At 64.0% G+C, this 25,048-nt stretch carries 28 protein-coding genes and 1 pseudogene; 15 read left to right on the top strand and 14 right to left on the bottom strand.

All coding sequences use genetic code 11. The features are described 5' to 3' along the window. Positions 1–262: 262 nt before the first annotated feature. The gene (locus ACQ86E_RS13110; RefSeq protein ID WP_431205737.1) at positions 263–1,474 is read left to right on the top strand and encodes a GAF domain-containing protein; all 1,212 of its coding nucleotides are present in this window, start codon (positions 263–265) and stop codon (positions 1,472–1,474) included. A 21-nt stretch (positions 1,475–1,495) separates the two neighbouring features. On the opposite strand, the gene ACQ86E_RS13105 is transcribed toward ACQ86E_RS13110, so the two are convergent. The 4 genes from ACQ86E_RS13105 to sdhC form a co-directional block, all read right to left on the bottom strand. Beyond that, entirely contained in the window at positions 1,496–2,278 is a 783-nt protein-coding gene (locus ACQ86E_RS13105; RefSeq protein ID WP_431205736.1) for a succinate dehydrogenase iron-sulfur subunit, read from the bottom strand. Positions 2,279–2,382: 104 nt separating this feature from the next. After that, positions 2,383–4,218: a succinate dehydrogenase flavoprotein subunit gene (sdhA, locus tag ACQ86E_RS13100; protein ID WP_431205735.1), complete on the bottom strand. Its 1,836-nt coding sequence runs from the start codon at positions 4,216–4,218 to the stop codon at positions 2,383–2,385. A 3-nt stretch (positions 4,219–4,221) separates the two neighbouring features. Beyond that, on the bottom strand, positions 4,222–4,626 hold the full coding sequence (gene sdhD, locus ACQ86E_RS13095) for a succinate dehydrogenase, hydrophobic membrane anchor protein (protein WP_431205734.1): 405 nt from the start codon (positions 4,624–4,626) through the stop codon (positions 4,222–4,224). Then, the gene (gene sdhC / locus ACQ86E_RS13090; protein WP_431205733.1) at positions 4,623–5,021 is read right to left on the bottom strand and encodes a succinate dehydrogenase, cytochrome b556 subunit; all 399 of its coding nucleotides are present in this window, start codon (positions 5,019–5,021) and stop codon (positions 4,623–4,625) included. Before sdhC ends, sdhD begins: the two co-directional genes overlap by 4 nt. 493 nt (positions 5,022–5,514) lie before the next feature. Here sdhC and ACQ86E_RS13085 point away from each other — a divergent pair, with 493 nt between their 5' ends. Next, positions 5,515–6,375: a sulfite exporter TauE/SafE family protein gene (locus ACQ86E_RS13085; protein ID WP_431205732.1), complete on the top strand. Its 861-nt coding sequence runs from the start codon at positions 5,515–5,517 to the stop codon at positions 6,373–6,375. 31 nt (positions 6,376–6,406) lie between these two features. On the opposite strand, the gene ACQ86E_RS13080 is transcribed toward ACQ86E_RS13085, so the two are convergent. Together ACQ86E_RS13080 and ACQ86E_RS13075 are read right to left on the bottom strand one after the other, a co-directional pair. Next, on the bottom strand, positions 6,407–6,919 hold the full coding sequence (locus ACQ86E_RS13080) for a DUF3658 domain-containing protein (protein WP_431205731.1): 513 nt from the start codon (positions 6,917–6,919) through the stop codon (positions 6,407–6,409). 28 nt (positions 6,920–6,947) lie between these two features. Further along, positions 6,948–8,478 (bottom strand): annotated as a pseudogene (locus tag ACQ86E_RS13075) (malonate--CoA ligase). A gap of 114 nt (positions 8,479–8,592) precedes the next feature. Between ACQ86E_RS13075 and ACQ86E_RS13070 the strand changes: the two are divergent. The 4 genes from ACQ86E_RS13070 to ACQ86E_RS13055 all read left to right on the top strand — a co-directional run bounded on the left by ACQ86E_RS13070 (position 8,593) and on the right by ACQ86E_RS13055 (position 11,823). Next, a complete protein-coding gene (locus ACQ86E_RS13070) occupies positions 8,593–9,354 on the top strand; it encodes an SDR family oxidoreductase (RefSeq protein ID WP_431205730.1) in 762 nt (253 codons plus the stop codon). Positions 9,355–9,659: 305 nt separating this feature from the next. Beyond that, positions 9,660–10,214: a fasciclin domain-containing protein gene (locus tag ACQ86E_RS13065; protein ID WP_431205729.1), complete on the top strand. Its 555-nt coding sequence runs from the start codon at positions 9,660–9,662 to the stop codon at positions 10,212–10,214. A 182-nt stretch (positions 10,215–10,396) separates the two neighbouring features. After that, the gene (locus ACQ86E_RS13060) at positions 10,397–11,026 is read left to right on the top strand and encodes a cytochrome b/b6 domain-containing protein (protein WP_431205728.1); all 630 of its coding nucleotides are present in this window, start codon (positions 10,397–10,399) and stop codon (positions 11,024–11,026) included. A 14-nt stretch (positions 11,027–11,040) separates the two neighbouring features. Next, positions 11,041–11,823 carry a molybdopterin-binding protein gene (locus tag ACQ86E_RS13055; RefSeq protein ID WP_431205727.1) on the top strand — a complete coding sequence of 261 codons (783 nt, stop codon included), beginning with the start codon at positions 11,041–11,043 and terminating at the stop codon, positions 11,821–11,823. A gap of 101 nt (positions 11,824–11,924) precedes the next feature. On the opposite strand, the gene ACQ86E_RS13050 is transcribed toward ACQ86E_RS13055, so the two are convergent. Then, on the bottom strand, positions 11,925–13,082 hold the full coding sequence (locus ACQ86E_RS13050; protein WP_431205726.1) for a YbfB/YjiJ family MFS transporter: 1,158 nt from the start codon (positions 13,080–13,082) through the stop codon (positions 11,925–11,927). Between the two features lie 289 nt (positions 13,083–13,371). Between ACQ86E_RS13050 and leuB the strand changes: the two genes are divergently transcribed. Both leuB and ACQ86E_RS13040 read left to right on the top strand, forming a co-directional pair. After that, positions 13,372–14,484: a 3-isopropylmalate dehydrogenase gene (gene leuB / locus ACQ86E_RS13045; RefSeq protein WP_431205725.1), complete on the top strand. Its 1,113-nt coding sequence runs from the start codon at positions 13,372–13,374 to the stop codon at positions 14,482–14,484. 131 nt (positions 14,485–14,615) lie between these two features. After that, a complete protein-coding gene (locus tag ACQ86E_RS13040; protein ID WP_431205724.1) occupies positions 14,616–15,254 on the top strand; it encodes a DapH/DapD/GlmU-related protein in 639 nt (212 codons plus the stop codon). Positions 15,255–15,329: 75 nt separating this feature from the next. On the opposite strand, the gene ACQ86E_RS13035 is transcribed toward ACQ86E_RS13040, so the two are convergent. Both ACQ86E_RS13035 and ACQ86E_RS13030 read right to left on the bottom strand, forming a co-directional pair. Beyond that, positions 15,330–15,722, bottom strand: coding sequence for a hypothetical protein (locus ACQ86E_RS13035; RefSeq protein ID WP_431205723.1), 393 nt, complete (start codon positions 15,720–15,722; stop codon positions 15,330–15,332). Between the two features lie 156 nt (positions 15,723–15,878). Beyond that, the gene (locus tag ACQ86E_RS13030; RefSeq protein WP_431206463.1) at positions 15,879–16,667 is read right to left on the bottom strand and encodes a hypothetical protein; all 789 of its coding nucleotides are present in this window, start codon (positions 16,665–16,667) and stop codon (positions 15,879–15,881) included. A 116-nt stretch (positions 16,668–16,783) separates the two neighbouring features. Here ACQ86E_RS13030 and ACQ86E_RS13025 point away from each other — a divergent pair, with 116 nt between their 5' ends. Continuing rightward, a complete protein-coding gene (locus tag ACQ86E_RS13025) occupies positions 16,784–17,818 on the top strand; it encodes an aspartate-semialdehyde dehydrogenase (RefSeq protein ID WP_431205722.1) in 1,035 nt (344 codons plus the stop codon). Between the two features lie 110 nt (positions 17,819–17,928). Here the strand turns inward: ACQ86E_RS13025 and ACQ86E_RS13020 are convergent, their stop codons facing one another. Continuing rightward, positions 17,929–18,573: a carbonic anhydrase gene (locus ACQ86E_RS13020; protein ID WP_431205721.1), complete on the bottom strand. Its 645-nt coding sequence runs from the start codon at positions 18,571–18,573 to the stop codon at positions 17,929–17,931. 109 nt (positions 18,574–18,682) lie between these two features. On the opposite strand from ACQ86E_RS13020, the gene ACQ86E_RS13015 reads away from it, so the two are divergent. The 3 genes from ACQ86E_RS13015 to ACQ86E_RS13005 all read left to right on the top strand — a co-directional run bounded on the left by ACQ86E_RS13015 (position 18,683) and on the right by ACQ86E_RS13005 (position 20,569). Next, a complete protein-coding gene (locus ACQ86E_RS13015; protein ID WP_431205720.1) occupies positions 18,683–19,564 on the top strand; it encodes an HpcH/HpaI aldolase/citrate lyase family protein in 882 nt (293 codons plus the stop codon). 3 nt (positions 19,565–19,567) lie between these two features. Continuing rightward, entirely contained in the window at positions 19,568–20,227 is a 660-nt protein-coding gene (locus ACQ86E_RS13010) for an HAD hydrolase-like protein (protein ID WP_431205719.1), read from the top strand. Between the two features lie 102 nt (positions 20,228–20,329). After that, positions 20,330–20,569: a hypothetical protein gene (locus ACQ86E_RS13005; RefSeq protein WP_431205718.1), complete on the top strand. Its 240-nt coding sequence runs from the start codon at positions 20,330–20,332 to the stop codon at positions 20,567–20,569. 109 nt (positions 20,570–20,678) lie between these two features. Here the strand turns inward: ACQ86E_RS13005 and ACQ86E_RS13000 are convergent, their stop codons facing one another. From ACQ86E_RS13000 to ACQ86E_RS12985, 4 genes are all read right to left on the bottom strand, one after another. Next, a complete protein-coding gene (locus ACQ86E_RS13000; RefSeq protein ID WP_431205717.1) occupies positions 20,679–21,098 on the bottom strand; it encodes a hypothetical protein in 420 nt (139 codons plus the stop codon). A gap of 243 nt (positions 21,099–21,341) precedes the next feature. After that, positions 21,342–22,127, bottom strand: a complete 786-nt coding sequence (locus ACQ86E_RS12995) for a hypothetical protein (protein WP_431205716.1) — start codon at positions 22,125–22,127, stop codon at positions 21,342–21,344. Positions 22,128–22,265: 138 nt separating this feature from the next. Continuing rightward, the gene (leuD, locus tag ACQ86E_RS12990) at positions 22,266–22,871 is read right to left on the bottom strand and encodes a 3-isopropylmalate dehydratase small subunit (RefSeq protein WP_094972712.1); all 606 of its coding nucleotides are present in this window, start codon (positions 22,869–22,871) and stop codon (positions 22,266–22,268) included. 242 nt (positions 22,872–23,113) lie between these two features. Continuing rightward, a complete protein-coding gene (locus ACQ86E_RS12985) occupies positions 23,114–23,512 on the bottom strand; it encodes a metallopeptidase family protein (protein WP_431205715.1) in 399 nt (132 codons plus the stop codon). Between the two features lie 157 nt (positions 23,513–23,669). Here ACQ86E_RS12985 and ACQ86E_RS12980 point away from each other — a divergent pair, with 157 nt between their 5' ends. The 3 genes from ACQ86E_RS12980 (at position 23,670) to ACQ86E_RS12970 (ending at position 24,987) form a co-directional block, all read left to right on the top strand. Next, positions 23,670–23,960, top strand: coding sequence for a hypothetical protein (locus tag ACQ86E_RS12980; protein ID WP_431205714.1), 291 nt, complete (start codon positions 23,670–23,672; stop codon positions 23,958–23,960). A gap of 62 nt (positions 23,961–24,022) precedes the next feature. Next, positions 24,023–24,283, top strand: a complete 261-nt coding sequence (locus ACQ86E_RS12975; protein WP_431205713.1) for a hypothetical protein — start codon at positions 24,023–24,025, stop codon at positions 24,281–24,283. A 149-nt stretch (positions 24,284–24,432) separates the two neighbouring features. Further along, positions 24,433–24,987 (top strand): hypothetical protein, encoded by a 555-nt coding sequence (locus ACQ86E_RS12970; RefSeq protein ID WP_431205712.1) that lies wholly within the window; start codon positions 24,433–24,435, stop codon positions 24,985–24,987. Positions 24,988–25,048 lie beyond the last annotated feature (61 nt).

Here is a 25,048-nt window from a genome sequence, read left to right as displayed (position 1 = left end):
TGCTTGTGAGAGGACGGCTCTCCGTTTGGGCGGGAAGGACGGGCGGTTGGGCCGTCGGACCATGGTTTGCTCCTTCGAGAGGGATGGGCCTTGGCATGGCGCATCTGCCAGGCAGTACGCAGCCACACTATCAGATTTATCAAATCTATCATTATCATCAGATTTATCAAAATAGGAGCAGCCGCCCCTTGTCAACGGTAGCCGGAGCACGACATTGTGAGGTCGGGGACGGGCTCGGCCGCTGAGCGGCCGTGGGGCAAAGATGGACTCTATGGTCAAGGACATCCTGACGACGGCGGAGGCTGCCAAGATTTTGGGGGTCTCGGTCCGCACGGCGCAGCTGCTGATCGAAGGCGGTTCGATCCCCTCCTGGAAAACTCCGGGCGGGCATCGACGTGTCTACCGCCGCGACGTTCTCGCACAGATCACCGGGCCCGGACCGACAGCGATGTCTGCTTCCGCGCGGGTGATCGTCATTGCGCGCCCGGAACGCATGGCGGCCTACGAGACAGCTCTCGCGAAGGTCGAATACTGCGTCGTCGAGCGCTACACGGACGTCAACGCGGCGCTGCTTGCGATCGGCTCCCGGTTGCCGGCGGCCGTTGTCATCGAAGCCGAACCATCGGATTCCGACAGGTTGGCCGTCGTCGAGAGCTTGCGCTCCGATCCAGCGCTCGGAGGTACCCGGATTCTGGTTGTCGGCAGCGCGGCAGCAGAACAGCCGATCGGCACGGTCGGGCTCGACATCGGGACGACGCGCTTCATCGACGGATTGCCCGCTCTACCCGAGGCGATCGAATCCGCGATCAGGGGCGTCGTCGAGCCTCCTGCCCCGTTCGAGACGCCGCCGTCTTTTCCATTTCCGGCAAACGAGGGCCAGCGGCTTCTAGCACTCGAACGCTCCGGCCTTGTCGACACGCCTCCGGAGGATTCCTTCGATCGCCTGACGTGGTTGGCGGCGCGCAGCCTGGATGCTCCTGTCGCATTGCTGACGCTGCTCACGCCGACCCGGCAATGGTTCAAGTCGCGCTACGGGCTCGATATGGCCGATACGCCGCGCGGCTGGGCGTTCTGCAATTACACAATTCTACAGAGGGATCTCATGGTCGCCGAGAACCTGGCGACCGACCAGCGCTTCGCGGAGAATCCGGCCGTGACAGGTGAGCTTGGATTTCGGTTTTACGCAGGCTGTCCGGTGCTCGATCCCGACGGCTTCACGCTCGGCTCGCTCTGCGTCATCGACACCAAGCCCCGCACGCTCGACGATATCCAGAAGCGGATCCTCGCCAGTCTCGCCGCGCTTGCCTCGGACGAGATCAAGCTGCGCGTCACCGACCGTCAATTGCGCCGGGCGGTCGATAAAGGCACTTCGAGGGCAAGCGCGCCGGCAACGCCTGCTCGGCCCGACGACAAGCGTGGCGCCGAGCCTCGGCAGGGCATCGCGAAACACAAGGCGGGCGTCACCCAAGATTAGGTGAGTGTCACCTCAGGCCAATCAGATCTGCCGCTCGACCATCTTGAGCTTGAGCTCGGCGATGGCTTCCGCCGGGTTCAGGCCCTTCGGGCAGGCCTTGGCGCAGTTCATGATGGTGTGGCAGCGATAGAGGCGGAACGGGTCCTCAAGATTGTCGAGGCGCTCGCCGGTGGCTTCGTCGCGCGAATCCGAGACCCATCGGTTGGCCTGGAGCAGCGCGGCGGGGCCGAGATAACGGTCGCTGTTCCACCAGTAGCTCGGGCATGAGGTCGAGCAGCAGGCGCAGAGGATGCACTCGTAGAGGCCGTCGAGCTTCTCGCGGTCCTCGTGGCTCTGGCGCCATTCCTTCTGCGGCGTCGGCGATGTCGTCTTCAGCCACGGCTCGATCGAAGCATACTGCGCGTAGAAATTGGTGAGGTCGGGGACGAGGTCCTTCACGACGGGCTGATGCGGCAGCGGGTTGACCTTGACCGCGCCGTCCTTGACGTCGTGCATCGAGCGGGTGCAGGCCAGCGTGTTCTGGCCGTCGATGTTCATGGCGCAGGAGCCGCAGACGCCTTCGCGGCAGGAGCGGCGGAACGTCAGCGACGGATCGATGTGGTTCTTGATCCAGATCAGGCCGTCCAGGACCATCGGGCCGCAATCGTTGGTGTCGACGTAATAGGTGTCGACGCTCGGATTCTTGCCGTCGTCCGGATTCCAGCGATAGACGCGAAATTCGCGAGTCTCGGTCGCGCCCGCAGGCTTCGGCCAGGTCTTGCCGCCTGATATCTTGGAGTTCTTCGGAAGTGCGAATTCAACCATTAGTCCTGCCTCTGGTTTTCCGCGTCATTGCCGGGCTTGACCCGGCAATCCATCGCCTTGGAAAGATGGATGCGCGGGTCAAGCCCGCGCATGACGAATCCTGATCAGTACACGCGCGCTTTCGGCGGAATGTACTGCACGTCGTTGGTCATGGTGTAGTCGTGAACCGGGCGGTACTCGATCTTGACCTTGCAGGCATCATCCAGCCAGGCCAGCGTGTGCTTCATCCAGTTCTTGTCGTCGCGATCGGAGAAGTCCTCGCGCGCATGCGCGCCGCGGCTCTCGGTGCGGTTGGCGGCGGAGTTCATCGTCACCACCGCCTGCGCGATCAGATTGTCGAATTCCAGCGTCTCGACGAGGTCTGAATTCCACACCAGCGAGCGGTCTGAGACCCCGATGTCCGTGATGCCGCTATGGACCTTCTCGATCAGGTTCTGGCCTTCGCTCAGGATGTCGCCGGTGCGGAACACCGCGCAATTGTTCTGCATCACGTGCTGCATGCCTTCGCGCAGCTTCGCGGTCGGCGTGCCGCCGGAGGCGTAGCGGTAACGGTCGAGACGGCCGAGCGCGAGCTCGGACGAGTTCGCCGGCAGCTCCGGCTGCTTGGCATTGGGCGTGAGCTTTTCGGCGAGGCGCAGCGCCGCGGCGCGGCCGAACACGACGAGGTCGATCAGCGAGTTGGAGCCGAGGCGGTTGGCGCCGTGCACGGACACGCAGGCGGCTTCGCCGATCGCCATCAGGCCGGGGATCGTGGCGTTGTCGTCGCCGTCCCTCTTGGTCAGCACTTCGCCGTGATAATTCGTCGGGATGCCGCCCATGTTGTAGTGGACCGTCGGCACGATCGGGATCGGCTCGCGCGTCACGTCGACATTGGCGAAGATCTTCGCGGATTCGGAGATGCCCGGCAGGCGCTCGGCGAGCACCGCGGGATCGAGATGGTCGAGGTGAAGGAAGATGTGGTCCTTCTTCTTGCCGACGCCGCGTCCTTCGCGGATCTCGATGGTCATCGCGCGCGAGACGACGTCGCGCGATGCCAGATCCTTCGCGGAGGGCGCATAACGCTCCATGAAGCGCTCGCCCTCGGCGTTGACGAGATAGCCGCCTTCGCCGCGGGCGCCTTCGGTGACGAGACAGCCCGAGCCGTAGATGCCGGTCGGGTGGAACTGCACGAACTCCATGTCCTGCATCGGCAGGCCGGCGCGCAGCACCATGCCGCCACCGTCGCCGGTGCAGGTATGCGCCGAGGTGCAGGAGGCGTAGGCGCGGCCGTAGCCGCCGGTGGCGAGAATCACGGTCTGGGCGCGGAAGCGGTGCAGCGTGCCGTCGTCGAGCTTGAGCGCGATGACGCCGCGGCAGGTGCCCTGGTCGTCCATGATCAGGTCGATGGCGAAGAACTCGATGAAGAACTCGGCCGCGTGGCGCAGCGACTGGCCGTACATCGTGTGCAGCATGGCGTGGCCGGTGCGGTCGGCGGCGGCGCAGGTGCGCTGCGCCTGGCCCTTGCCGAAGTCCATGGTCATGCCGCCGAACGGACGCTGGTAGATCTTGCCGTCCTCGGTGCGCGAGAACGGCACGCCCCAATGCTCGAGCTCGTAGACCGCGTCGGGCGCGTTGCGCACCATGTATTCGATCGCGTCCTGGTCGCCGAGCCAGTCCGACCCCTTCACGGTGTCGTACATGTGCCAGCGCCAGTCGTCCTTGTGCATGTTGCCGAGCGAGGCGGAAATGCCGCCCTGCGCCGCAACCGTGTGCGAGCGGGTCGGAAACACCTTGGTGATGCAGGCGGTTTTCAGGCCGGCCTCGCTGCAGCCGACGGTGGCGCGCAGGCCCGCACCGCCGGCGCCGACCACGACGACGTCATAGGTGTGGTCTTCGATCGGATAGGCTTTTCCGTTGGTGGCGGGAGCGCCGTTGCCCTTGCCATTTGTCTCAGCGGCCATGGCTTACACTCCGGAAGAAAGCTTCACGATCGCGTAAGTCGAGGCGAGCGCGACGGCGACCGAGAAGAAATTGTTGAGCATGATCGAGACGAGCTTCAGCTTCTCGTTGTGGACGTAGTCCTCGATCACGACCTGCATGCCGATCTTCATGTGCCAGGTGCTGGCGACGATGAAGAGCAGCATGATGATCGCGATCGGCAGCGAACCGAGGGTCTGCGCCGCGAAGGCCTGGTTGCGGCCGAACAGCATCATGATGACCACGATCACCGGGATCATCAGCAGCGTCATCGCGACCGCGGTGAGGCGCTGGCGCCAGAAATCGGAGGTGCCGGAATGGGCGGCGCCGAGACTGCGGACGCGGCCAAGCGGGGTGCGCATGCTGCGCTTCGGCGTATCGGCTGCGCTCATTTTCCACCTCCGACCGCGTAGGCGATGATCCAGACCAGCACCGTCAGCGCGATGCCGCCGACCGCTGCGCCCCAGGTCAATGCCTCCCGCTCGTTGGCCTTGAAGCCGTAGCCGAGGTCCCACACGAAGTGGCGGATGCCGCTCAACATATGGTGCATCAGCGCCCAGGTGTAGCCGAACACGATCAGGCGCCCGATGATGCTGCCGGTGAAGGCCTGGACATGGGCATAGGCGGCGGGACCGGAGGCCGCCGCAACCAGCCACCAGACCAACAGCAGGGTTCCGACGTAAAGGGCGATACCGGTGGCGCGATGGACGATGGACAGCGCCATCGTCAGCGTCCAGCGGTAGACTTGCATGTGGGGTGAGAGCGGTCGTTCGATCCGTGCGGTCATGGGCTTTTGATGTTTATTGCGGCCCAGCGAGGGGCACATGGGGATCGCGGAAGGTCGGCTCTATTTACGGAGTCGATTTCGCCTGCGCAATCACCAATTCGCCATAAATCGAACGAGGGTTCAGCACTAGAGCCTTGACGAACCAAGCCCAATCAGAGGCTTGGTATACCAGCAGGTCCGCCGGTCAACCAAGCAAGGAATTCAAATTCATATGTTCCAGCAGTGTGCGATGCATTGAAATTACTGTTGGAACGCCTCTAAGCCGACCCTGCCGTCCAAGCCGGTCGAGCGGCCCGTCCCCCCGCCGGTGGGCGCTGGGTTTGCCTCCTGCCAATCCCGTCCGCTCGCCGGGGGATATGCGCGTCCTGCAATCCACCCCAGCCGGGAGGTGGAGCGTGTCGACCGCGGGAGTCAGATCGCCTAAAGCTCCGCACGCAGCCCCCGGCATCGACGAATCGGAGAGGCTGCGGCCAGTCGCCGGGGCAGGTCAGGGGTGATTGCAGGTCTTGATATCAGGGAGATCGTCGAGCTCGCGCTGTTGCTGATCGCAACCGGCGCGCTCTCCGGATTCCTGGCCGGCGTGTTCGGCATCGGCGGCGGCGCGATCCTGGTGCCGGTGTTCTACGAATGCTTCCGAATCGCCGGCGTGCCGCTCGAGGTGCGCATGCCGCTCTGTATCGGCACCTCGCTCGCGGTGATCATCCCGACCTCGATCCGTTCGTTCCAGGCGCACTACAAGCGCGGCGCCGTCGACATCACGATCCTGCGCGTGTGGTGGCTGCCGATCGTGATCGGCGTCGTCGCCGGCAGCGTGATCGCACGCTACGCGCCGGAGCGCCTGTTCAAGATCGTCTTCGTCTGCGTCGCCTGGTTGGCCGCTGCGCGGCTCATCTTCGCCCGCGACACCTGGAAGCTCGGCGATGATCTGCCGAAGGGGCCGCTGATGCGAATCTACGGCTTCTGCGTCGGCATTCTCTCGACGCTGATGGGCATCGGCGGCGGCCTGTTCTCGAATCTGCTGATGACCTTCTACGGCCGCCCGATCCACCAGGCGGTCGCGACCTCGTCGGCGCTGGCCGTGCTGATCTCGATCCCCGGTGCGCTCGGCTACATCTATGCCGGCTGGCCGGCGGCCGCGAGCTATCCCGGCGTCGCCGCGCTGCAAGTCCCGTTCGCGCTGGGCTATGTGTCGCTGATCGGCGCCGTGTTGGTGATGCCGATGAGCCTCGTCACCGCACCGCTCGGCGTGAGAGCCGCGCATGCAATGTCGAAGCGGACGCTGGAGGTCGCGTTTGGGTGTTATCTGTTTATCGTGGGGAGCAGGTTCGTGATGAGTTTGGTGGGTGGGCAATAGTCGCTCGTCCAAGCCTCTGATTATCAAACCACTAGTTCGAAAAGACCAGCCTCGGCCGACTCCCGTCTTTCAGGCGCACCTCACTATGGCGCCAACAACGCAGGTCGCCCTGGCCTTCCAACCGATCGGCTTCGACCAAGGCGTGGATACGAGCCGCAAACATAGCATCGCTGATGGGCAGGGCGGCCTTATCTGACGCTTTGATAGAGTCCCACAGGATCTTGGCCATCTTCTGCCATCTCGGTGTCATCTGGGCAAAGATGATTTGATCGAGGTCATTCTCAGACACCAAAGGGGGAAGCGAAACGGCTTCCCAGCGAAGCGTACTGCTGATGGCGGGAAATTCCTTGTAAGGCATCAAGTCAGCAAATCGCTCAAACATCCCGTCGAGGAGCTCGGAGTTCAACCTGACGAGCAATTGTTCAAGTGAACCAGCGTCCTCGTCTTGTTCTCCCAACACAGAAGCGGCTGCTCTAGCTTCGTCGAGCTCGCGTGCAGCTTCGAGCAAATAGTCGAGAATTTCCTCTGATTGCTCTCGGTTCATGTCCCCCCAGCCCGGAGCAGTTGCGCCCCTACTTCTTCGCATAAATATCCTTGTACGTATCCCGCAGCACGTTCTTCTGCACCTTGCCCATGGTGTTGCGCGGCAGCTCGTCGACAACGAACACTCGCTTCGGCATCTTGAATTTGGCGAGCCGGCCATCGAGCGCCTTCAGCACCGCGGCTTCGCTCACATCGGCGCCCTTGTTGCAGACCAGCACCGCCGTGACGCCCTCGCCGAAATCGGCATGGGGCACGCCGATCACGGCGGATTCGATCACGCCCGGCATGGCGTCGATCTCGCTCTCGATTTCCTTGGGGTAAACGTTGAAGCCGCCGGAGATCACGAGATCCTTGCCGCGGCCGAGAATGTGGACGTAGCCCTTGCCGTCGATCTTGCCGAGATCGCCGGTGATGAAGAAACCGTCGTCGCGGAATTCCGACTTGGTCTTCTCCGGCATGCGCCAATAACCCCTAAATACGTTGGGGCCCTTGACCTCGATCATGCCGATCTCCTCGCGCGGCAATTCCTTGCCCGTCTCGGGCTCGGTCACGCGCACGGAGACGCCCGGCAGCGGAAAGCCGACCGCGCCGGGCACGCGCTCGCCGTCATAGGGGTTCGACGTGTTCATGTTGGTCTCGGTCATGCCGTAGCGGCTCGAGCACGGCATGGCCCGTGCGCGCGGACCATTCACGATGGGTCTCGGCGAGCAGCGGCGCCGAGCCGGAGATGAACAGCCGCATGTGTTTCGCGGTGTCGCGCGACAGCGCGGGGTTTTGCAGGAGTCGCGTGTAGAAGGTCGGCACGCCCATCAGCACGGTGGCGCGCGCCATCAGCTTGATGATGAGATCCGGATCGAGCTTCGGCAGGAAGATCATCGACGCACGCGAAAACAGCGTCACGTTGGTGGCCACGAACAGACCGTGGGTGTGGTAGATCGGCAGTGCGTGGATCAGCACGTCCTTGTCGGTGAAGCGCCAGTAGCCAACGAGGCTGAGCGAGTTCGACGCCAGATTATCGTGCGTCAGCATCGCGCCCTTGGAGCGCCCCGTCGTGCCGGAGGTGTAGAGGATTGCGGCGAGATCATCGTTCGCCCGCGCCACGGTCGCGAATTCAGGGCTGGCCTTGTCGGCGGCGTCCGTGAGCGAGCCCTTGCCGACGGGCCCCAGCGTCTCGACCTTGGCCTTCACCTTGGCGGCGATCGGGGCGAGGCCCTCGGCCCTGGAGGGATCGCAGACCACCAGCGACGGCTCGGCATCGCCGATGAAATAGTCGAGCTCGTTGAGCGTATAGGCCGTGTTGAGCGGCAGATAGACCGCGCCGGCCCTGACAGTGCCGAGATACAGCACGATGTTGGCCGCGGATTTCTCGACCTGCACCGCAACGCGATCACCAGGCTTGACGCCGCGCGCGACCAGCACGTTCGCCATTTGCCCGGCCCGCGCGATCAGCTCGCCGTAGCTGATATGGACGCCGTCCTGCGTCTCGATCGCGAGGCGCGCAGGGTCATCGAGGCCGTCGAACAGGCGGGAAAACAAATTGGCGTTGGCAGCTTGGTTCATGCAAGATTTCCTCGACCGCAAGGCTTGTACTTCATGGCTTGGAGGACAAGGCCGGTCAAAACCGAGGGCTGGATTAGCAAAAACCGCCCCGATGAAGCAACGGAGACAGTTTGCATGACCAAGAACGGGAAACGCGTGGCCTGGGTCACCGGCGGTGGCAGCGGGATCGGGGAGGCCGGCGCTGAGGCGTTGGCTGCCGAAGGCTGGACGGTGGTGGTGTCGGGCCGCCGCAAGGATGCCCTGGATACCGTGGTTGCGAAGATCAACGGGGCGGGCGGGGTGGCCGAGGCCATCGCGCTGGACGTCTCCAACGCCGCCGAGGCCCAGAAGGCGGCCGATCAGATCGTCGCCAGGCACGGCCGGATCGACCTCCTCGTCAACAATGCCGGCATCAACGTCCCCAAACGCAGCTGGAAGGACATGGAGCTGGAGGGCTGGGACAAGCTCGTCCAGGTCAATCTCAATGGCGTGCTCTATTGCATGCGCGCGGTGCTGCCGACGATGCGCAAGCAGCAGGACGGCTCGATCATCAACGTCTCGTCCTGGGCCGGCCGCCACGTCTCGAAGATGCCGGGCCCGGCCTACACCACCACCAAACATGCGGTGCTCGCACTGACCCATTCCTTCAACATGGACGAATGCGTCAACGGCCTGCGCGCCTGCTGCCTGATGCCGGGCGAGGTGGCGACGCCGATCCTGAAACTCCGCCCGGTGGTGCCGAGCGAGGCGGAACAGGCCAGGATGCTACAGTCCGAAGATCTCGGCCGCACCATCGCCTTCATCGCGTCGATGCCGCCGCGCGTCTGCATCAACGAGCTGCTGATCAGCCCGACGCATAATCGCGGCTTCATCCAGACGCCGAACAACAGGGATTAGCCCGGGTTGTCGCCGCGGGTTCGTCATTGCGAGCGAAGCGAAGCAATCCAGAGATGTATCCTCGGAGACAGACTGGATTGCTTCGTCGCTCCGCTCCTCGCAATGACGCGGGCGAGGGACCGCACGGACGCGCCGTCCCATAGTTTCACGCATCACAAAGAATTTTTGTCCGAAACCACTTCGCAAACCCTCCCGTAGTTCGATCAACGACGCGCCATTGCTTCACGTCAAACTGTCGCAGGCGCCGTTGTTGTCCAACGCAAACACCGGCCGTCGCCGGTCATAATCCAATCGGGAGTTTCTCCATGTCGAAGCGCATTGCCTATCTCACCGCCGCTGCCTTCAGCGCCCTGGCCATCACCGCGACCGTCGTCGCGCCCGCGCGTGCCGAGGAAAAGACCGTCATGGTTGGCGGCGCCGCGATGTTCCCGTCGAAGAACATCGTCCAGAACGCGGTCAACTCGAAGGACCACACCACGCTGGTGGCGGCGGTGAAGGCGGCCGGTCTCGTCCCGACGCTGGAAGGCAAGGGCCCGTTCACGGTGTTCGCGCCGACCAACGCCGCCTTCGGCAAGCTGCCGGCCGGCACCGTCGACAACCTGGTCAAGCCTGAGAACAAGGCGACGCTCACCAAGATCCTCACCTACCATGTCGTGCCCGGCAAGCTCGAGGCTTCCGACCTCACCGACGGCAAGAAGCTGAAGACCGTCGAGGGCGAGGAGTTGACCGTCAAGAAGTCCGGCAGCTCCGTGATGATCGTCGACGCCAAGGGCGGCTCCTCGACCGTGACGATCCCCAACGTCAACCAGTCGAACGGCGTCATTCACGTCGTCGACACAGTGTTGATGCCGGCGACCTGACACCGCGAAGACCGGTTTCATCCCCACACCGGATGCGACGAAACTGCGAGCCGGGGGTGCCCGGCTCGCTTTATTGTTACCACGATAGCCCGCGGGCATCGATTCGATGGCCGGCCGGGCGTAACGAAAGCGGAAACATCGGCGTATAATGGCTGTCACACGACGTTCAGGACGGAACCGCCATGTCGAGCCTCTCAGTCACCGACGAACAGGTCAGCGCCACACCGGCCAAAGTGATCCAGCCGGTCTGGGTCCGGGTCATGCACTGGACCAACGCCGTCGCCATGGTCCTGATGATCCTGTCGGGCTGGCAGATCTACAATGCCTCGCCCTTGTTCGGCTTCAGCTTCCCGCGCGAGTACACGCTGGGCGGCTGGCTCGGCGGCGGGCTGCTCTGGCATTTTGCCGCGATGTGGCTGCTCATGATCAACGGCCTGGCCTATCTCGTCACCGGCTTTGCCACCGGCCGCTTCCGCAAGAAGCTGCTCCCGATCACGCCCTCTGGCGTGCTGCATGACGTCAGGGCGGCGCTGACCTTCAAGCTCGGCCATGACGATCTCAGCGTCTACAATTACGTGCAGCGCACGCTCTACGCCGGCATCATCCTGGTCGGCGTGCTGATCGTGCTGTCGGGCCTCGGGATGTGGAAACCGGTTCAGCTGCATTGGCTCGTCATGCTGTTCGGCGATTATCCCACCGCGCGCTACGTCCACTTCTTCTGCATGGCCGCGATCTGCGCCTTCCTCGTCATTCATGTGATCCTTGCGCTGCTTGTGCCGAAGAGCCTGCGCGCGATGATCATCGGCCGTTGAGCAGGAGAACCGTCATGGCCAAGCGCTCATTCCTGATCCCCAGCGTCGACAAGCGGCTGCTGATCAAGGACTCCATCAAGACCATGCCCGATTTCACCCGTCGCCGCTTCATCGCCGGCGGCGCCAGCCTCGGCGCGCTGACGCTGCTGACCGGCTGCGATGTGGTCGATTCGTCCTCGGCCGAGACGCTGCTGGCGAAGATCTCGAAATTCAACGACGCGGTGCAGTCCTTCATCTTCAATCCCGACGCGCTGGCGCCGACATTTTCCGAGCGCGACATCACAAAGCCGTTTCCGTTCAACGCCTATTACGATCTCGACGACGCGCCGGAGGTCTCGGCGGCGGATTGGAAACTCGAGGTGCGCGGCCTCGTCGACAACAAGAAGTCCTGGACACTGGACGAACTCTACAAGCTGCCGCAGGTGACGCAGATCACCCGCCACATCTGCGTCGAGGGCTGGAGTGCGATCGGCAGCTGGACCGGCACGCCCCTGCGCGATTTCCTCAAGCTGATCGGCGCCGACACCCGCGCGAAATATGTCTGGTTCCAGTGCGCCGACAAGGACGGCTATAATTCGCCGCTCGACATGCGCACCGCACTGCATCCGCAGACCCAGATGACGTTCAAATATGCGAACGAGATCCTGCCGCGCGCCTATGGTTTCCCGATGAAGATCCGCGTGCCGACCAAGCTCGGCTTCAAGAACCCGAAATACGTGGTGTCGATGGAAGTCACCAACGACTACAAGGGCGGCTATTGGGAAGACCAGGGCTACAATTCGTTCAGCGGGAGCTGACGAATAGCTCCGCTGCCGCAGGGTGGATTAGCGAAGCGTAATCCACCTCTTTGATTTCCGTCGTGACAGAAGTGGTGGGTTACGCCTACGGCTAACCCACCCTACAGCACCGATGATTTCGCCGGCCCGACCTTCCGCTGGCACAACGCCAGCACGGCCCCGAGCGCCAGCAGCGCCGCCGAGACGTTCAACGCGTAGCTCAAGCTCCCGAGCGCATCGGTGATCGCGCCGACCACGATCGGACCCAGCGTCTGGCCGATACCGAACGAGATCGTCATTGCCGCGATCGCCGTCGGCCACACCTCGTGCGGATAGTTGAAGCGGACGAAGGCGGTGGTCGAGTTGACCACGGCGAAGAAGCCGATGCCGAAGACGACCGCGGAGACGGCCAGCCATGCGGTCGAATGTCCCAGCATCGGCAGGCCGGCGCCGATGGCGTTGGTGCCGAGGATGATGGCGGTGGCGAGCCCGCCGCGGTCGAGCGCCAGCACGCCGCGCCAGACCCAGGGTGTGACGAAGGCGCTGACGCCGATCAGGCCCCAGAACGCGGCCTGTGCCGTCGCATCGCCGCCGCCGTCGCGGACATAGGCGATCATGAAGGTCATGTAGGCGATGTAGCCTGCGCCAAACAGGAAGTAGCCGGCCAGATAGATCAGCACCGGGAGAATCGAAAATGAGGCGCGGCTTGCTTCGGCGAAGCGCGCCTGGCTCTCGATGCGGATCATGAACAGCGGCGCCGCCATCACCAGTGACAGCAATGTCAGCGCCCACCACACGATCCACCACGAGCCCGGCCCGAACCATTGCAGCGTGAACGGTGCGATCAGCCCGGAGGAGAGAATGCCGACGCCCGGACCGGCATAGAACAGGCTGAGCAGGAAATTGGCGCGCTCGGGATAGGATTGCGCGATGGTCGCGGCCAGGGCGCCGCCGGCAACGAAGGCGACCGCGGCGCCGATGCCCAGCACCAGCCGCGCCAGGCTGAGCGCGACAAAATTTCCGGTCAGTGCGCAAGTAGCGAGCGCGGCCAGGCAAACCAGGGTTCCGCCGCGGATGGCGACAGACCAGCCGAGCCGCCGGATCAGCCGGGACGCGACCAGCGCGCCCGCGAGGTAGCCGACGGCATTGATGGTGTTCATGAAACCGGCCGCGGAGTAGGACCAGCCGAGGTCCTCCCGCATGTCGGGCAGCACCAGCGCATAGGCAAAGCGGCCGATGCCGAGCCCGACCGTCGCGGCCAGCGACAGGGTCAGGATCATCCGCGCGGGATGGGCGTCGGGCGGGGGGCGACGGTCTCGAGTGGAAGAATCTTGGGCGTGCAAGGGATACTCCGGCACGCGCAGTGTGGCAGGCCCTGCCCGTCTTGCACAGCCGCGAGGCGGCAATGGTGTCTTGCCAAGCGCGCAACGCCGCTCTAGCACTCCGCCCGAAATCACGAGACGCCGTCATGCCCGGCCTTGTGCGGGCATCCACGTCTTCTGAGTTGTTGAGCCAAGACGTGGATGGCCGGATCAAGCCCGGCCATGTCGAAACGGAGGAATAAGGAAAATGGCGACCCACAAACTGCTTCTGCTCCCCGGCGACGGTATCGGCCCCGAGGTGATGGGCGAGGTGAAGCGGCTAATCGACTGGCTCAATACGGCCGGGATCGCCAAGCTCGAGACCGACACCGGCCTCGTCGGCGGCTCCGCCTATGACGCGCACAAGGTGTCGATCTCCGAGGGCGACATGGCCAAGGCGCTTGCCGCCGACGCTATCATCTTCGGCGCGGTCGGCGGTCCCAAATGGGATGCCGTGCCTTACGAGGTGCGTCCCGAAGCCGGCCTCCTGCGCCTGCGCAAGGACCTCGCCTTGTTTGCCAATCTCCGTCCCGCCGTGTGCTATCCGGCGCTCGCGGACGCCTCGAGCCTGAAGCGCGAGGCGGTCGAGGGTCTCGACATCATGATCGTGCGCGAGCTCACCGGCGGCGTCTATTTCGGCGAGCCCAAGACCATCACCGATCTCGGCAACGGCCAGAAGCGCGCCATCGATACCCAGGTCTACGACACCTATGAGATCGAGCGCATCGGCCGCGTCGCCTTCGAGCTTGCCAGGAAGCGCAAGAACAAGGTGACGTCGATGGAGAAGCGCAACGTCATGAAGTCGGGCGTGCTCTGGAACGAGGTCATGACGGCGGTTCACAAGCGCGAATACCCCGATGTCACGCTCGAGCATCAGCTCGCAGATTCCGGCGGCATGATGCTGGTGAAGGCGCCGAAGCAGTTCGACGTCATCGTCACCGACAATCTGTTCGGCGACATGCTGTCCGACATTGCGGCGATGCTGACCGGATCGCTCGGCATGCTGCCCTCGGCCTCGCTGGGCGAGGTCGACGTCAAGAGCAAGAAGCGCAAGGCGCTGTACGAGCCGGTGCACGGCTCGGCGCCCGACATCGCCGGCCAGGGCCTCGCCAATCCGATCGCGATGATCTCGTCCTTCGGCATGGCGCTGCGCTATTCCTTCGACATGGGCGCGCTCGCCGACAAGGTGGATGCCGCGATCGCCGCCGTGCTCGCCAGTGGCCTTCGTACCGCCGACATCAAGTCGGAAGGCACCACGGCCGCCTCGACCACGCAGATGGGCGAAGCGATCCTGAAGGAATTGCAGAAGCTGCACGCGTAAGGCTTGCACGGCTCTCGTAGGGTGGGCAAAGCGAAGCGTGCCCACCACTTCCGGGCTATTGGATAAAGATGGTGGGCACGGCGCGTTGCGCCTTTGCCCACCCTACGGCACGACCCGTAAGGAGCCACCTCATGGATGCCTCGCCCCGCCCCAAGATCGCGGAAACCATCATCCATGACACGGTCCGCCAGCGCGAAGCGCAGATCGGACGCCGCTGCGAAATCCTGAGCAACACGCGCATCGAATATGCCGCGCTCGGCGATTACTCGTATCTCGGTGAGAATTGCGACGTCGCCGATGCGGTGATCGGAAAATTCACGGCCATCGCGAATTCGGTACGGATCGGCGCGCCGAACCATCCGATGGGCCGGCCGTCCCAGCATCGCTTCACCTATTGCCCTGAATATTATGATGCGAGCGCGACCCGTGACCGCGACTTCTTCGCGGATCGCCGTGGCGACCGGGTGATCGTCGGCAATGATGTCTGGATCGGGCACGCCGCGATCCTGCTGCCGGGCGTCACCGTCGGCGACGGTGCGGTGATCGCCGCGGGCGCTGTCGTCAGCCGCGATGTGCCGCCCTACACGATCGTCGGTGGCGTTCCCGCGCGCGCCATCCGCAAGCGCTTTGACGATTCCGTCGCGGAAAGCCTGCGCCGCATTGCCTGGTGGGATTGGCCCGACGAGCTCATCTTCGAGCGCCTCTCCGATTTCCGCTCCGAGGCGATCGAGGACTTTTGCAGGCGCTATGATCCGGCAGCCAACGCGTAAGGCGGACGCATCTCTCTCGAACAAAAATGGCCGGGCGTGAGCCCGGCCATTTTGATTCGGTCTATAGCTCCGCGCTCAGTACAGCGGGAAATTCTGCGGATAGCCGCCGACGTCGGACGGCGGGCTCAGCGGCTGGCGATCGATCGGGCGATTGAGGTTTTCGCGCGCGAAGGACGGATAGCCGACGGCCGGCGGGAAGGCGTAGTCGGAGAACTTGCGGTCGCCCGGATTGACCTCGGTGCCGCCATCGAGCCATGAGCGCTTGCTCACATAGAGGCGGGTGCGGCCCTGCTGATAGACCGCGTTGGGACCGCTCGGGCCGTAATAGTGCCGGCCGCTGTCGTTGCGCTGCTTCTTGGTGTCGGCCGAAGCCGATGTCGCCAGGCCCAAAGAAGCGGTCATGGCAATCGCGGCGCCCGCCGCAAGCCAGGTCGCCAATTTGTTCGCGGCAGAGAAATTCGAGCTCATCACGTCCCCTTCAGGCGGCACGCCGCCAGTCGATATCGTCCCATACTAGCCCGGCCGGGGTCTCCGCAACTAGGTCAATTGGGTCACACCAGCTCGGAATAATCGTGCGCGCCGGCAAAAGTTGCATGAATACCAGCTACTTGAGCTTGATGCGGATCAAAGCGCGCCGCGCAATTGCGCGTTCGCGGCGCCCAGCAGCCAGTCTGGCGAGCCCACAGGCGCGCAACCGCTGCGCCTGAGCTCGGCATGGGCGAACAATTCCGCCAGCTTCGGCTCGTTGCCGGAGGCCAGCAGCGTCAGCCGGTTCAGCGTGCAGGCGATCGCCGTGCGTCGCGCAGGCAGGGTCTCGCCCTGACAGGTGAACCCGGAGATCTGGAGCGGCGGCTCCTCGCTGCGCTTGAGGTAGCCGAGGCAAGCCTGGGTCCCTTCCGCTGCACCCGTTGGCCGGAACAGGGCGACGGGGCCAAATTTGGTGTCGATCAGGCCGGCCTGCTCGAGCGGGGTGGCCGGACTCAGTCCCATCCGGACGGCCAGATCCGCTGTCGCCGGACGGGTCACGTCAAATTCGCCGCCCTCCCGGTAAATCTCGAGCTCGGCAACGGGCCTGTTGGTCTCGCCCGCCCAGCGCATCACATCCCTGCGGCCGCCTTCGGGATGCCGAAGAATGAGGTAAGAGGTTGTTTTTTCGGATGAATCGGGACGACTGAGGGCGAAGGCCGGGTGCGAACGGGCGGCGACACTCCACCCCGGCTTGTCCGCGGGGTCATCGTCGCGCAGGCTGGGCAGCTGGCCGAGCGCCGCAACCGCGAGGATGGCAAACAGCGCGAGCGCCCCCACATAGGCGAACAGGCGCGCCAGCGTTCCGACGACCTCGTCGGCGAAGGCTGCAAGCGCCAGATGGATCTGGGTGGGGCTAACGGCCGTGCCGGCCTCAGGCGATTGCATCCACGTCCCTAAGGCAGGGTCCAACGTTGTCTTGAGCCCGGTTCTCGCATAGAAGCGCTGCTCTTCCTGTTTAAGCATCAGCTTCAGGAACGGGCTTTTTCATCGGAGAGTGAACGATGGGTTACAAAGTCGCAGTCGTCGGCGCGACCGGCAATGTCGGACGGGAAATGCTCAACATTCTCGATGAGCGCAAATTTCCGGCGGACGAGGTCGTGGCCCTGGCGTCGCGCCGCAGCATCGGCGTCGAGGTCTCCTATGGCGACCGCACCCTGAAGTGCAAGGCGCTCGAGCATTACGACTTCTCCGACGTCGACATCTGCCTGATGTCGGCAGGCGGCACGGTGTCGAAGGAATGGTCGCCGAAGATCGGCGCCGCCGGCACGGTCGTGATCGACAATTCCTCGGCCTGGCGCATGGATCCGGACGTGCCGCTGATCGTGCCTGAGGTGAACGCGGATGCGACGGCGGGCTTCAAGACGAAGAACATCATCGCCAACCCGAACTGCTCGACCGCGCAGCTCGTGGTCGCGCTGAAGCCCTTGCACGACAAGGCGACGATCAAGCGCGTCGTCGTCTCGACCTATCAATCCGTGTCGGGCGCCGGCAAGGACGCGATGGACGAATTGTTCTCGCAGACCAAGGCCGTCTACACCAACCAGGAGCTGGTCAACAATAAATTCCCCAAGCGCATCGCCTTCAACGTCATTCCCCAGATCGACGTCTTCATGGAGGACGGCTACACCAAGGAAGAGTGGAAGATGATGGCGGAGACCAAGAAGATTCTTGATCCCAAGATCAAGCTCTCCGCGACCTGCGTGCGCGTTCCGGTGTTCGTCGGCCACTCCGAGGCCGTCAACATCGAGTTCGAGAACCCGATCAGCGCGGATGAAGCGCGTGACATCCTGCGCAAGGCGCCCGGCTGCCTCGTCATCGACAAGCATGAGCCCGGCGGCTACGCCACGCCGTATGAAGCCGCCGGCGAGGACGCCACCTACATCAGCCGTATCCGCGAGGACGCGACGGTGGAGAACGGCCTCGTGCTGTGGTGCGTGTCCGACAATCTGCGCAAGGGCGCCGCGCTCAACGCGATCCAGATCGCGGAAGTCCTGATCAACCGCAAGCTGATCAGCGCGAAGAAGAAGGCGGCGTAACTCCGGCGCCGCAGGGTGGATTAGCCGAAGGCGTAATCCACCTCTTCCGTCTATGCTGATACGAACAGCGGCGGATTACGCTTCGCTAATCCGCCCTACGCGTAACGAATTCACGCCCCCTCGCGCACGCTCTTGAATTCCTTGCTCGTCTTGTCCAGCACGAACAGCGATCCCTCCGCGACGCCGAAATAGGCGCCGTGGGTCTGCATCTGGCCGCTCTCGACCGCCTTCTGCACGAACGGGAAGGTCATCAGGTTCTCCAGGCTGCGGAACACCGCGGCCTTCTCGATGCGCTCGACGAACTGCGCCATGGTCTCTCGCTCGCGCTGCTCGACCACTTCGCCGGGCTTGATGAACATCTGCATCCATTTGCCGATGAAGTCGCCCGGCGTGAGCGGCTCGATCTTGTCGACGAAGGCGCGGATGCCACCGCATTGCGCGTGGCCGAGGATGACGATGTGCTTCACCTTCAGCACCGTCACGGCATATTCCAGCGCGGCCGAGACGCCGTGCGCGTTGCCGTCGGGCTGATACACCGGCACCAGATTGGCGATGTTGCGAACGACGAACAATTCGCCCGGGCCGACGTCGAAGATGACCTCGGGCGAGACGCGGCTGTCGCAGCAGCCGATCACCATCACTTCCGGGAACTGCCCCTTCACCGACAGTTCGCGATAGCGGGTCTGCTCGGTCGGCAGCCGCTGGGTGGCGAAGGCCTGGTAGCCTTCCAGCAAATGCTCAGGGAATGTGATCATGGCCTATGCCTAACCATAGACCGCAGGGGCGAACAAGCCTTTCGAACAGGCATGCCAGATGCTATCGGCTTCGGTCAGAATCCACCTGGAAACCGGAAGGAACGCTTGCATGACCCGCCCGCGCCGCAGCCATCTGTTCATGCCAGGCTCCAATCCGCGCGCGCTGGAAAAAGCGCGAATTCTGGCCGCCGACGGCCTGATCCTCGATCTGGAGGATTCCGTCGCGCCCGACGCCAAGGCTGTGGCGCGCGATGGAATCGCCGCCGCGATCGCGGCCAAGGGATTCGGCAGGCGCGAGATCCTGATCCGGACCAACGGTCTCGATACGCAATGGTGGGCCGAGGACGTCGCGATGGCCGCCAAGGCCTCGCCGGACGGCATCCTGGTTCCAAAAGTTTCAAGCATCGAGGATCTCCAGACCATCGGCCGCGATCTCGCCGGACTCGGCGCCGCGCCGACGGTGAAAGTCTGGGCCATGATCGAGACCGCGCGCGCGGTGCTGCATGCCGAGGAGTTGGCCGCGGCCGGACGCGATTTATCGAGCCGCCTGGCAGGCTTCGTGTTCGGGCCGAACGACATCTCGCGCGAGACCCGGATCAAGATGCTGCCCGGCCGTGCCGCGATGATCCCGATGATCACCCACTGCATCCTGGCGACGCGCGCGGCCGGCCTCGAAATCCTCGACGGCCCTTACAGCGACATCAACAATCCCGACGGCTTCGCCACCGAATGCGCGCAGGGCCGCGACCTCGGTTTCGACGGCAAGACGCTGATCCATCCCTCGCAGATCGACGCCTGCAACGTGATCTTCACGCCGCCCGAAGAGGACATCGCGCGCGCGCGAAAAATCATCGCGGCGTTCGAGCTGCCGGAAAACGTCTCGCGCGGAGCGATCCGGCTCGACGGCGCGATGGTGGAGCGCCTGCACGCCGACATGGCGAAGCGCACGATCGAGATCGCGGATGCGATTGCCGCGATGGGGAAGAGCTGAACAGTGTCCCTGGCCCCTTCCGTCCTTCTGGATCTGGACGGAACGCTGGTCGATTCGAAGGCGGGCATTGTCGCGAGCTGCTCGGCCGCCTTGCGTGTGCTCGGGCATGATCCCGGCAAGGCGCCAGACATAGCGATCGGGCCGCCACTCGAAGACATCTTGCGGACGTTGCTGCAGGCCTATGACGACGACAGGGTCGACGAAGCCGTCGTCGCCTATCGTCAGCACTACGGCGAAACCGGTCTGCTTGGAAGCGAGACCTATCCTGGAATTGGTGACGCGCTCGAGACGATGCGTCGTGCCGGATTGGGGATCTACCTCGCGACTTCGAAGCGCGAAGTCTTTGCGCGTCGGATTCTGGAGAACCAGGGCCTGGCGATACATTTCGACGGAATCCACGGCTCGGTGCCGGGCGGCAAGCTCGATCTTAAGCCGGAGCTGCTCGCCCATATCCTGTCTGAACACGGCATCGCCGCATCGCACAGCCTCATGGTCGGCGATCGCAGCCACGACATCGTCGGCGCCCGCGCCGTCAGGATGCGCGGCCTCGGCGTGCTCTGGGGATATGGCAGTCGCGACGAACTCGAAGCGGCCGGTGCGGACCAACTGGTGGAGCAGCCTGCCGATCTTGCAAGCGCGGTGTTATCGATGTTGGGCGTTTAGCCTCCGCTCTGTGTGAGGTCATTCACATTCATCCGCGGCGATATTCAGCATGGTCCCATTCACGCGCTGCACGGTGCAGCTCAAGAAAACGGGATAACAACCATGACCTCTCGCGTCGCGCTTTTCGCCCTCGCTGCCATCATCGGCTTCGGCTCGCTGGTCGGCTCCACCTCCAGCTCGCACGCTTACACCACCGATTTTCGCTGGGCCAACAATTCGGGCTACGTCAGCTGCGTGCGCGGCGTGAACCAGCGTGCGCAAGCGATGCGCCCCCAAATGCGCGGCGCGTACGTGGCCGATGGCACCAGCGGCTGCAACCGGATTTTCTACGGCCACAACTGAGCCCCAGTTTTCGTTCGCCAATTCAAACTACGAACCGATCGCCCGCCTCGCGCGGGCGATTTGCTTGGTGGTCAGCGATTCAGTCAAGCTGCGTCGGCGTTGCCGCCGCTCAGTGGTGAGCGTGATCGGCGCGATCGAGCGATTCCAGCGTCGATGCGTTGGCGCAATAGCCGTGGTAGTTCTCCGCGGCGGTGCCGTCGGCGAGGTCGCGATCGCACTGCGCCTTGTGCGCACAGAGCGAACAGACCCGTTCCATGTCGCGCAGCAGCAGCGGCTGTACGCGGCCCAGTCCTTCCGCGCTGATGCCGAGTTGTTCCAGCATTTTCGGCAGCTCGTCGGCGGCGTGCCGGCCGTGCCGGACCAGTTGCTCAAGATCGTCAGGCGCGATCCTGAGATCGCCTGCGATCCGATCGAACTCGGAGCGATCGAGCTGCCGCATCTCGTTCAGCTCACGGCGATGCTTCAGCCACGCGGCAAAGGACTCGATGAGGTCCTGGACGCGGGGATATGGCCTGTTTGCTGTGCTCATGAGGAGCTCCATTGGATCAGCGGAACTGGAGCAAGATTAGGCACAATGATGCAGGAGCGCGTTGCGCTGGATCAAATAGCGATAATCCGGCCGCGGCCTCCGCTCCACCTCTCCCGCTTGCGGGAGAGGTCGGCGCGTCCCGGGCGATGCGAAGCATCGTCCCGCGCGCCGGGCGAGGGCTCTTTGCTCTGGGGGATTGTCCCGTTGTGGAGACACCCTCTCCCCAACCCTCCCCCGCGGCAACTAACCAAATCGCTCCGCCGCCCACGCATACAGGCTGCCCGGAATCGGCTTCTCGCCGCCACGGCCCTTGGGGGAGATGTGCAGGCCGATGATGTCAGGATTGGTGACGAGGCCGAGATAACTCGAGGGATCGAAGAACAGTTTTGGCTCGGCATGCACGGCGTAGAACGACTGCTTCGGCAGCGCGCATCCCAACTCGCCGGTGCGGCGCGCGAGCGCGGTCAGCGCTGCCGGCCCGAAGATGGCAACGCGAATATCCGCAAGCCGGTTCGAGCCGCCGCGCAGGCGGCGCATCATGAAGGTGACGCGGTGGCGCACCGACAGCCAGTTCGGCGTCAGCTCCTCCTGCGCCATCAGCTCCTCGAAGGCGGCAACGATGCGGTGCGCGGGCGGCAGATAGATCACGGAATTGCCGAGCTGCCGGGGGCGCTCCCAGGCAAAGTAAGGCTTTGCCGGATCGATCTCGACGGGCTTCAGCAGCAGCACGTCCGCATCGAGCCAGAGGCCGAGGCCCTTCGCCATCAGCTTCATGCGGAAGAAATCGCTGAACTGCAGCGTGGTCCAGTCGCGCCAGCTGCCGTCCGGCTGCGGCGGCCGCAAGCGTTCGGAGAAGACGTGCGGCAGGATCGCCTCGGCATCCGCATTCTCGATGCCCGCGGGCAGGCCGGGAATGGTATCGAAGCTGTACACCGTGACCTTGTGGCCTGCCGCCAGCTGCGAGCGCAGACAGGTCTGGCGCAGTGCGTCCATCGGGCCGTGCCAGAAGGTGGCGATCTCGGGCAGCATGAGGCACAGCTTAGAGCATGATCCGGAAAAGTGTGCAGCGGTTTTCCGCGAAGATCATGCTCAAACAAAGAGGGAGAACGAGGGCAAATAAAAAGTCCCGGCACGCGTAGCGCCGGGACTCCAAACGAAAACCTGCGATCAGGCCCAGGCGCGTTCGCGCTTGAGCTTGTCCTCGTAGGTGTCGATGGACGACTTCTTCTCCATCGTCAGACCGATGTCGTCGAGGCCGTTGATCAGGCAGTGCTTGCGGAACGGGTCGATCTCGAACTTGACCTTGCCGCCGTCGGGACCGCGGATCTCCTGGTTCGGCAGGTCGATCGTGAGCGTCGCGTTGGCGCCGCGCTCGGCGTCGTCGAACAGCTTGTCGAGGTCTTCCTGCGACACGCGGATCGGCAGAATGCCGTTCTTGAAGCAGTTGTTGTAGAAGATGTCGCCGAACGAGGTCGAGATCACGCAGCGGATGCCGAAATCCAGCAGCGCCCAGGGCGCATGCTCGCGGCTCGAGCCGCAGCCGAAATTATCGCCGGCCACCAGCACCTTCGAATTGCGATAGGCGGGCTGGTTGAGGACGAAATCAGGATTCTCGCTGCCGTCGTCCTTGTAGCGCTGCTCGGAGAAGAGCCCCTTGCCAAGGCCGGTGCGCTTGATGGTCTTGAGGTACTGCTTCGGAATGATCATGTCGGTGTCGACATTGATGATCTTCAGCGGCGCCGCGACGCCTTCCAGCGTGGTGAACTTGTCCATGGTTGGGCTTTCCCGGGGTGGTTCTGGGGAACTGGTATCTATCGCGATCGGGGGCCGAATCCTAGGCCGAATTCGGCAGGTCTCGTCTGCTCGCAGCCCAAAAGGAAGTAGGCTCCCTCTCCCGCTTGCGGGAGAGGGTCGGGGAGAGGGCTCTCCCCTCACGGGGAATCATTGTGGTCGAGACACCCTCTCCTCAACCCTCCCCCGCGTGCGGGGAGGGAGCGCACCACCTTTGTCGGCGCCTACTCTGCCTGCGCCTCAATTGCCGCCATATCGTCGTCGGAGAGGCCGAAATGGTGGCCGATCTCGTGGATCAGGACGTGGCGGACGATGTGGCCGAGGCTCTCGTCGTGCTCGGCCCAGTAATCCAGGATCGGCCGCCGGTAGAGCCAGACCATGTTGGGCAGCCGCGCCACGTCGCCGAAACTCTGCTGGGGCAGGCCGACGCCCTGGAACAGGCCGAGCAGGTCGAACTCGCTCTCGCACGCCATCTCGTCCATGACTTCCTCGGTGGGGAAGTCGTCGACGCGGAGGATCACGCCCTCGCAGAGGGCGCGAAACTCCGCCGGCAGGCGATCGAAGATGTCATGCGCGGTCGCTTCCATCTCGGCCAGCGAGGGCGCTTTCAGGTCAGTCCACATGCGTTCCTCTTAGCGCGGGTTCCCCGTTGATGCATCCGGCTTTATAACCGCGGCAAGGTTGACGGGCGCCGCCAAAACGGGGACCGTGGAGCCTCGAATGGGGACGTTTCAGGTGGGCGGTGAAATGCGAGCGAGAACAGCGCTGACGCTACTGTGCATGGGGTTGTTTTCGACTTTTTGTGTCGGCGGCCAAGCCGGCGCGCAGGCGCAGACGGCCGCTCCTGAAATACGGCTGGCCCAGGCGGCCTCGCCCGATGCTCCGCCGCCGCGCAAGCGGCGCCCGCCCCGGCTCCGCGTCACGCCCTATTACAGCCCGGACGGCGTCTATCCGCGTTACAACCCGGGGCCGGATGCGGTCCGCGAGTGCAACGCCACCTATGTGCAGGAATACCGGCCGAGCGGCACGGTGATCGTGCCGCGGATGAGTTGCTATTGGCGCCGCGGCTGAGCGCTCGCAGTTCCCGCGCAGTACGCCGATGATGCCCCATGTTGCAGGCGGAGGTCGTCGTCATGACGAGATGGATCGCATGGATCATTGCTGTCGGGCTTGCCACAGGCCTGCCTCACGCGTCCGCTGCGCACAGAGTGACGAAGCTGCCGGATGCTGCCGCGGGGCGCGCTGTGTTCGATGGGCGCCACCATGTGCGGACCGGCACCGTGCGGTACTCTCCGCGACCTGATCCGCATTATTACGCGCGGCCCGTCTCCTACCGTCCCTATCCCTACGCTGTGCCCGCGCCGTTCGTGTTCGGCTTCGGGCCGTGGTGGTGACGTCGCGCGCGTTGCGAAGGCGCCGTTCATTCATGAGGCGTTCACGTCGCTGTCCCTAATTTCATGTTGGGAGCGACCGCAATGAACAGTGGTGGCGCGAGCCGAGACGCTGCGCCGCAGTTCCGCTGTTCAGATTCAGGGAGAATTCCATGCTGAGAGTTTTAGGTCTCGGGACCAGCCCGATGCGCTTGCTCGGGCTTGCGGCCGTGGCCACGCTGTTGCTGTCGGCGGGAACCGCGCGCCGTGCAGAAGCGATGACGCCGATCAATCCGACGGCGTTGCCGGCGGCGAAGGCCGCAGGCGACGACATGATCACGCAGGTGCGCCACGGCGGTGGTGGGCCTGGCGGGCATGGCGGCGGCTTCCACGGCGGCGGAGGTTTCCGCGGCGGTGGCTTCCATGGTGGTGGCTTCCACGGCGGCGGGTCGCATTTCGGTGGCTTCCGCGGCGGCGGCTTTCGCGCTGCGCCCGCCTTTCATGGTGGCGGCTATCGCTATGGCGGAATGCATCGCCACGGCGGATTTCACCGCTACGGAGTCTATCGGCCGCACTACTATGGCCATCGCCATTTCCACCGGCGCTATTACGGCGGCTACTATCCCTATTACAGCTATCCGCGCCGCTGCCGCGTGATCTGGACCTACTACGGCCCGCGCCGCGTCTGCCGCTGGCATCGCTGGCACCATCCGTACCGCTATTGGTGAGCACGGTTCGAAATGAAAAGGGCGCCTCGACGGCGCCCTTTTTGCGTTAGTGCCTTCGGAG

It is taken from the genome of Bradyrhizobium betae, assembly GCF_050632175.1.
GTDB classification, from domain to species: Bacteria; Pseudomonadota; Alphaproteobacteria; order Rhizobiales; family Xanthobacteraceae; genus Bradyrhizobium; species Bradyrhizobium betae_B.
This window is presented reverse-complemented; position numbering and strand designations above follow the sequence as displayed.

Excerpts from the sequence above, each read along its gene's own strand:
- leuD (WP_094972712.1), bottom strand. The coding sequence starts at position 22,871 with ATGGACAAGTTCACCACGCTGGAAGGCGTCGCGGCGCCGCTGAAGATC.
- ACQ86E_RS13070 (WP_431205730.1), top strand. The coding sequence starts at position 8,593 with ATGACCAAGAACGGGAAACGCGTGGCCTGGGTCACCGGCGGTGGCAGC.
- ACQ86E_RS13110 (WP_431205737.1), top strand. The coding sequence starts at position 263 with ATGGACTCTATGGTCAAGGACATCCTGACGACGGCGGAGGCTGCCAAG.
- leuB (WP_431205725.1), top strand. The coding sequence starts at position 13,372 with ATGGCGACCCACAAACTGCTTCTGCTCCCCGGCGACGGTATCGGCCCC.
- ACQ86E_RS13015 (WP_431205720.1), top strand. The coding sequence starts at position 18,683 with ATGACCCGCCCGCGCCGCAGCCATCTGTTCATGCCAGGCTCCAATCCG.
- ACQ86E_RS12980 (WP_431205714.1), top strand. The coding sequence starts at position 23,670 with ATGGGGTTGTTTTCGACTTTTTGTGTCGGCGGCCAAGCCGGCGCGCAG.
- ACQ86E_RS13025 (WP_431205722.1), top strand. The coding sequence starts at position 16,784 with ATGGGTTACAAAGTCGCAGTCGTCGGCGCGACCGGCAATGTCGGACGG.
- ACQ86E_RS13005 (WP_431205718.1), top strand. The coding sequence starts at position 20,330 with ATGACCTCTCGCGTCGCGCTTTTCGCCCTCGCTGCCATCATCGGCTTC.
- ACQ86E_RS12975 (WP_431205713.1), top strand. The coding sequence starts at position 24,023 with ATGACGAGATGGATCGCATGGATCATTGCTGTCGGGCTTGCCACAGGC.
- ACQ86E_RS13040 (WP_431205724.1), top strand. The coding sequence starts at position 14,616 with ATGGATGCCTCGCCCCGCCCCAAGATCGCGGAAACCATCATCCATGAC.
- sdhA (WP_431205735.1), bottom strand. The coding sequence starts at position 4,218 with ATGGCCGCTGAGACAAATGGCAAGGGCAACGGCGCTCCCGCCACCAAC.
- ACQ86E_RS13065 (WP_431205729.1), top strand. The coding sequence starts at position 9,660 with ATGTCGAAGCGCATTGCCTATCTCACCGCCGCTGCCTTCAGCGCCCTG.
- ACQ86E_RS13080 (WP_431205731.1), bottom strand. The coding sequence starts at position 6,919 with ATGAACCGAGAGCAATCAGAGGAAATTCTCGACTATTTGCTCGAAGCT.
- ACQ86E_RS13060 (WP_431205728.1), top strand. The coding sequence starts at position 10,397 with ATGTCGAGCCTCTCAGTCACCGACGAACAGGTCAGCGCCACACCGGCC.
- ACQ86E_RS12985 (WP_431205715.1), bottom strand. The coding sequence starts at position 23,512 with ATGTGGACTGACCTGAAAGCGCCCTCGCTGGCCGAGATGGAAGCGACC.
- ACQ86E_RS13035 (WP_431205723.1), bottom strand. The coding sequence starts at position 15,722 with ATGAGCTCGAATTTCTCTGCCGCGAACAAATTGGCGACCTGGCTTGCG.
- ACQ86E_RS13055 (WP_431205727.1), top strand. The coding sequence starts at position 11,041 with ATGGCCAAGCGCTCATTCCTGATCCCCAGCGTCGACAAGCGGCTGCTG.
- ACQ86E_RS13020 (WP_431205721.1), bottom strand. The coding sequence starts at position 18,573 with ATGATCACATTCCCTGAGCATTTGCTGGAAGGCTACCAGGCCTTCGCC.
- ACQ86E_RS13030 (WP_431206463.1), bottom strand. The coding sequence starts at position 16,667 with ATGCAATCGCCTGAGGCCGGCACGGCCGTTAGCCCCACCCAGATCCAT.
- sdhC (WP_431205733.1), bottom strand. The coding sequence starts at position 5,021 with ATGACCGCACGGATCGAACGACCGCTCTCACCCCACATGCAAGTCTAC.
- ACQ86E_RS13105 (WP_431205736.1), bottom strand. The coding sequence starts at position 2,278 with ATGGTTGAATTCGCACTTCCGAAGAACTCCAAGATATCAGGCGGCAAG.
- ACQ86E_RS12995 (WP_431205716.1), bottom strand. The coding sequence starts at position 22,127 with ATGCTGCCCGAGATCGCCACCTTCTGGCACGGCCCGATGGACGCACTG.
- ACQ86E_RS13050 (WP_431205726.1), bottom strand. The coding sequence starts at position 13,082 with ATGATCCTGACCCTGTCGCTGGCCGCGACGGTCGGGCTCGGCATCGGC.
- sdhD (WP_431205734.1), bottom strand. The coding sequence starts at position 4,626 with ATGAGCGCAGCCGATACGCCGAAGCGCAGCATGCGCACCCCGCTTGGC.
- ACQ86E_RS12970 (WP_431205712.1), top strand. The coding sequence starts at position 24,433 with ATGCTGAGAGTTTTAGGTCTCGGGACCAGCCCGATGCGCTTGCTCGGG.
- ACQ86E_RS13000 (WP_431205717.1), bottom strand. The coding sequence starts at position 21,098 with ATGAGCACAGCAAACAGGCCATATCCCCGCGTCCAGGACCTCATCGAG.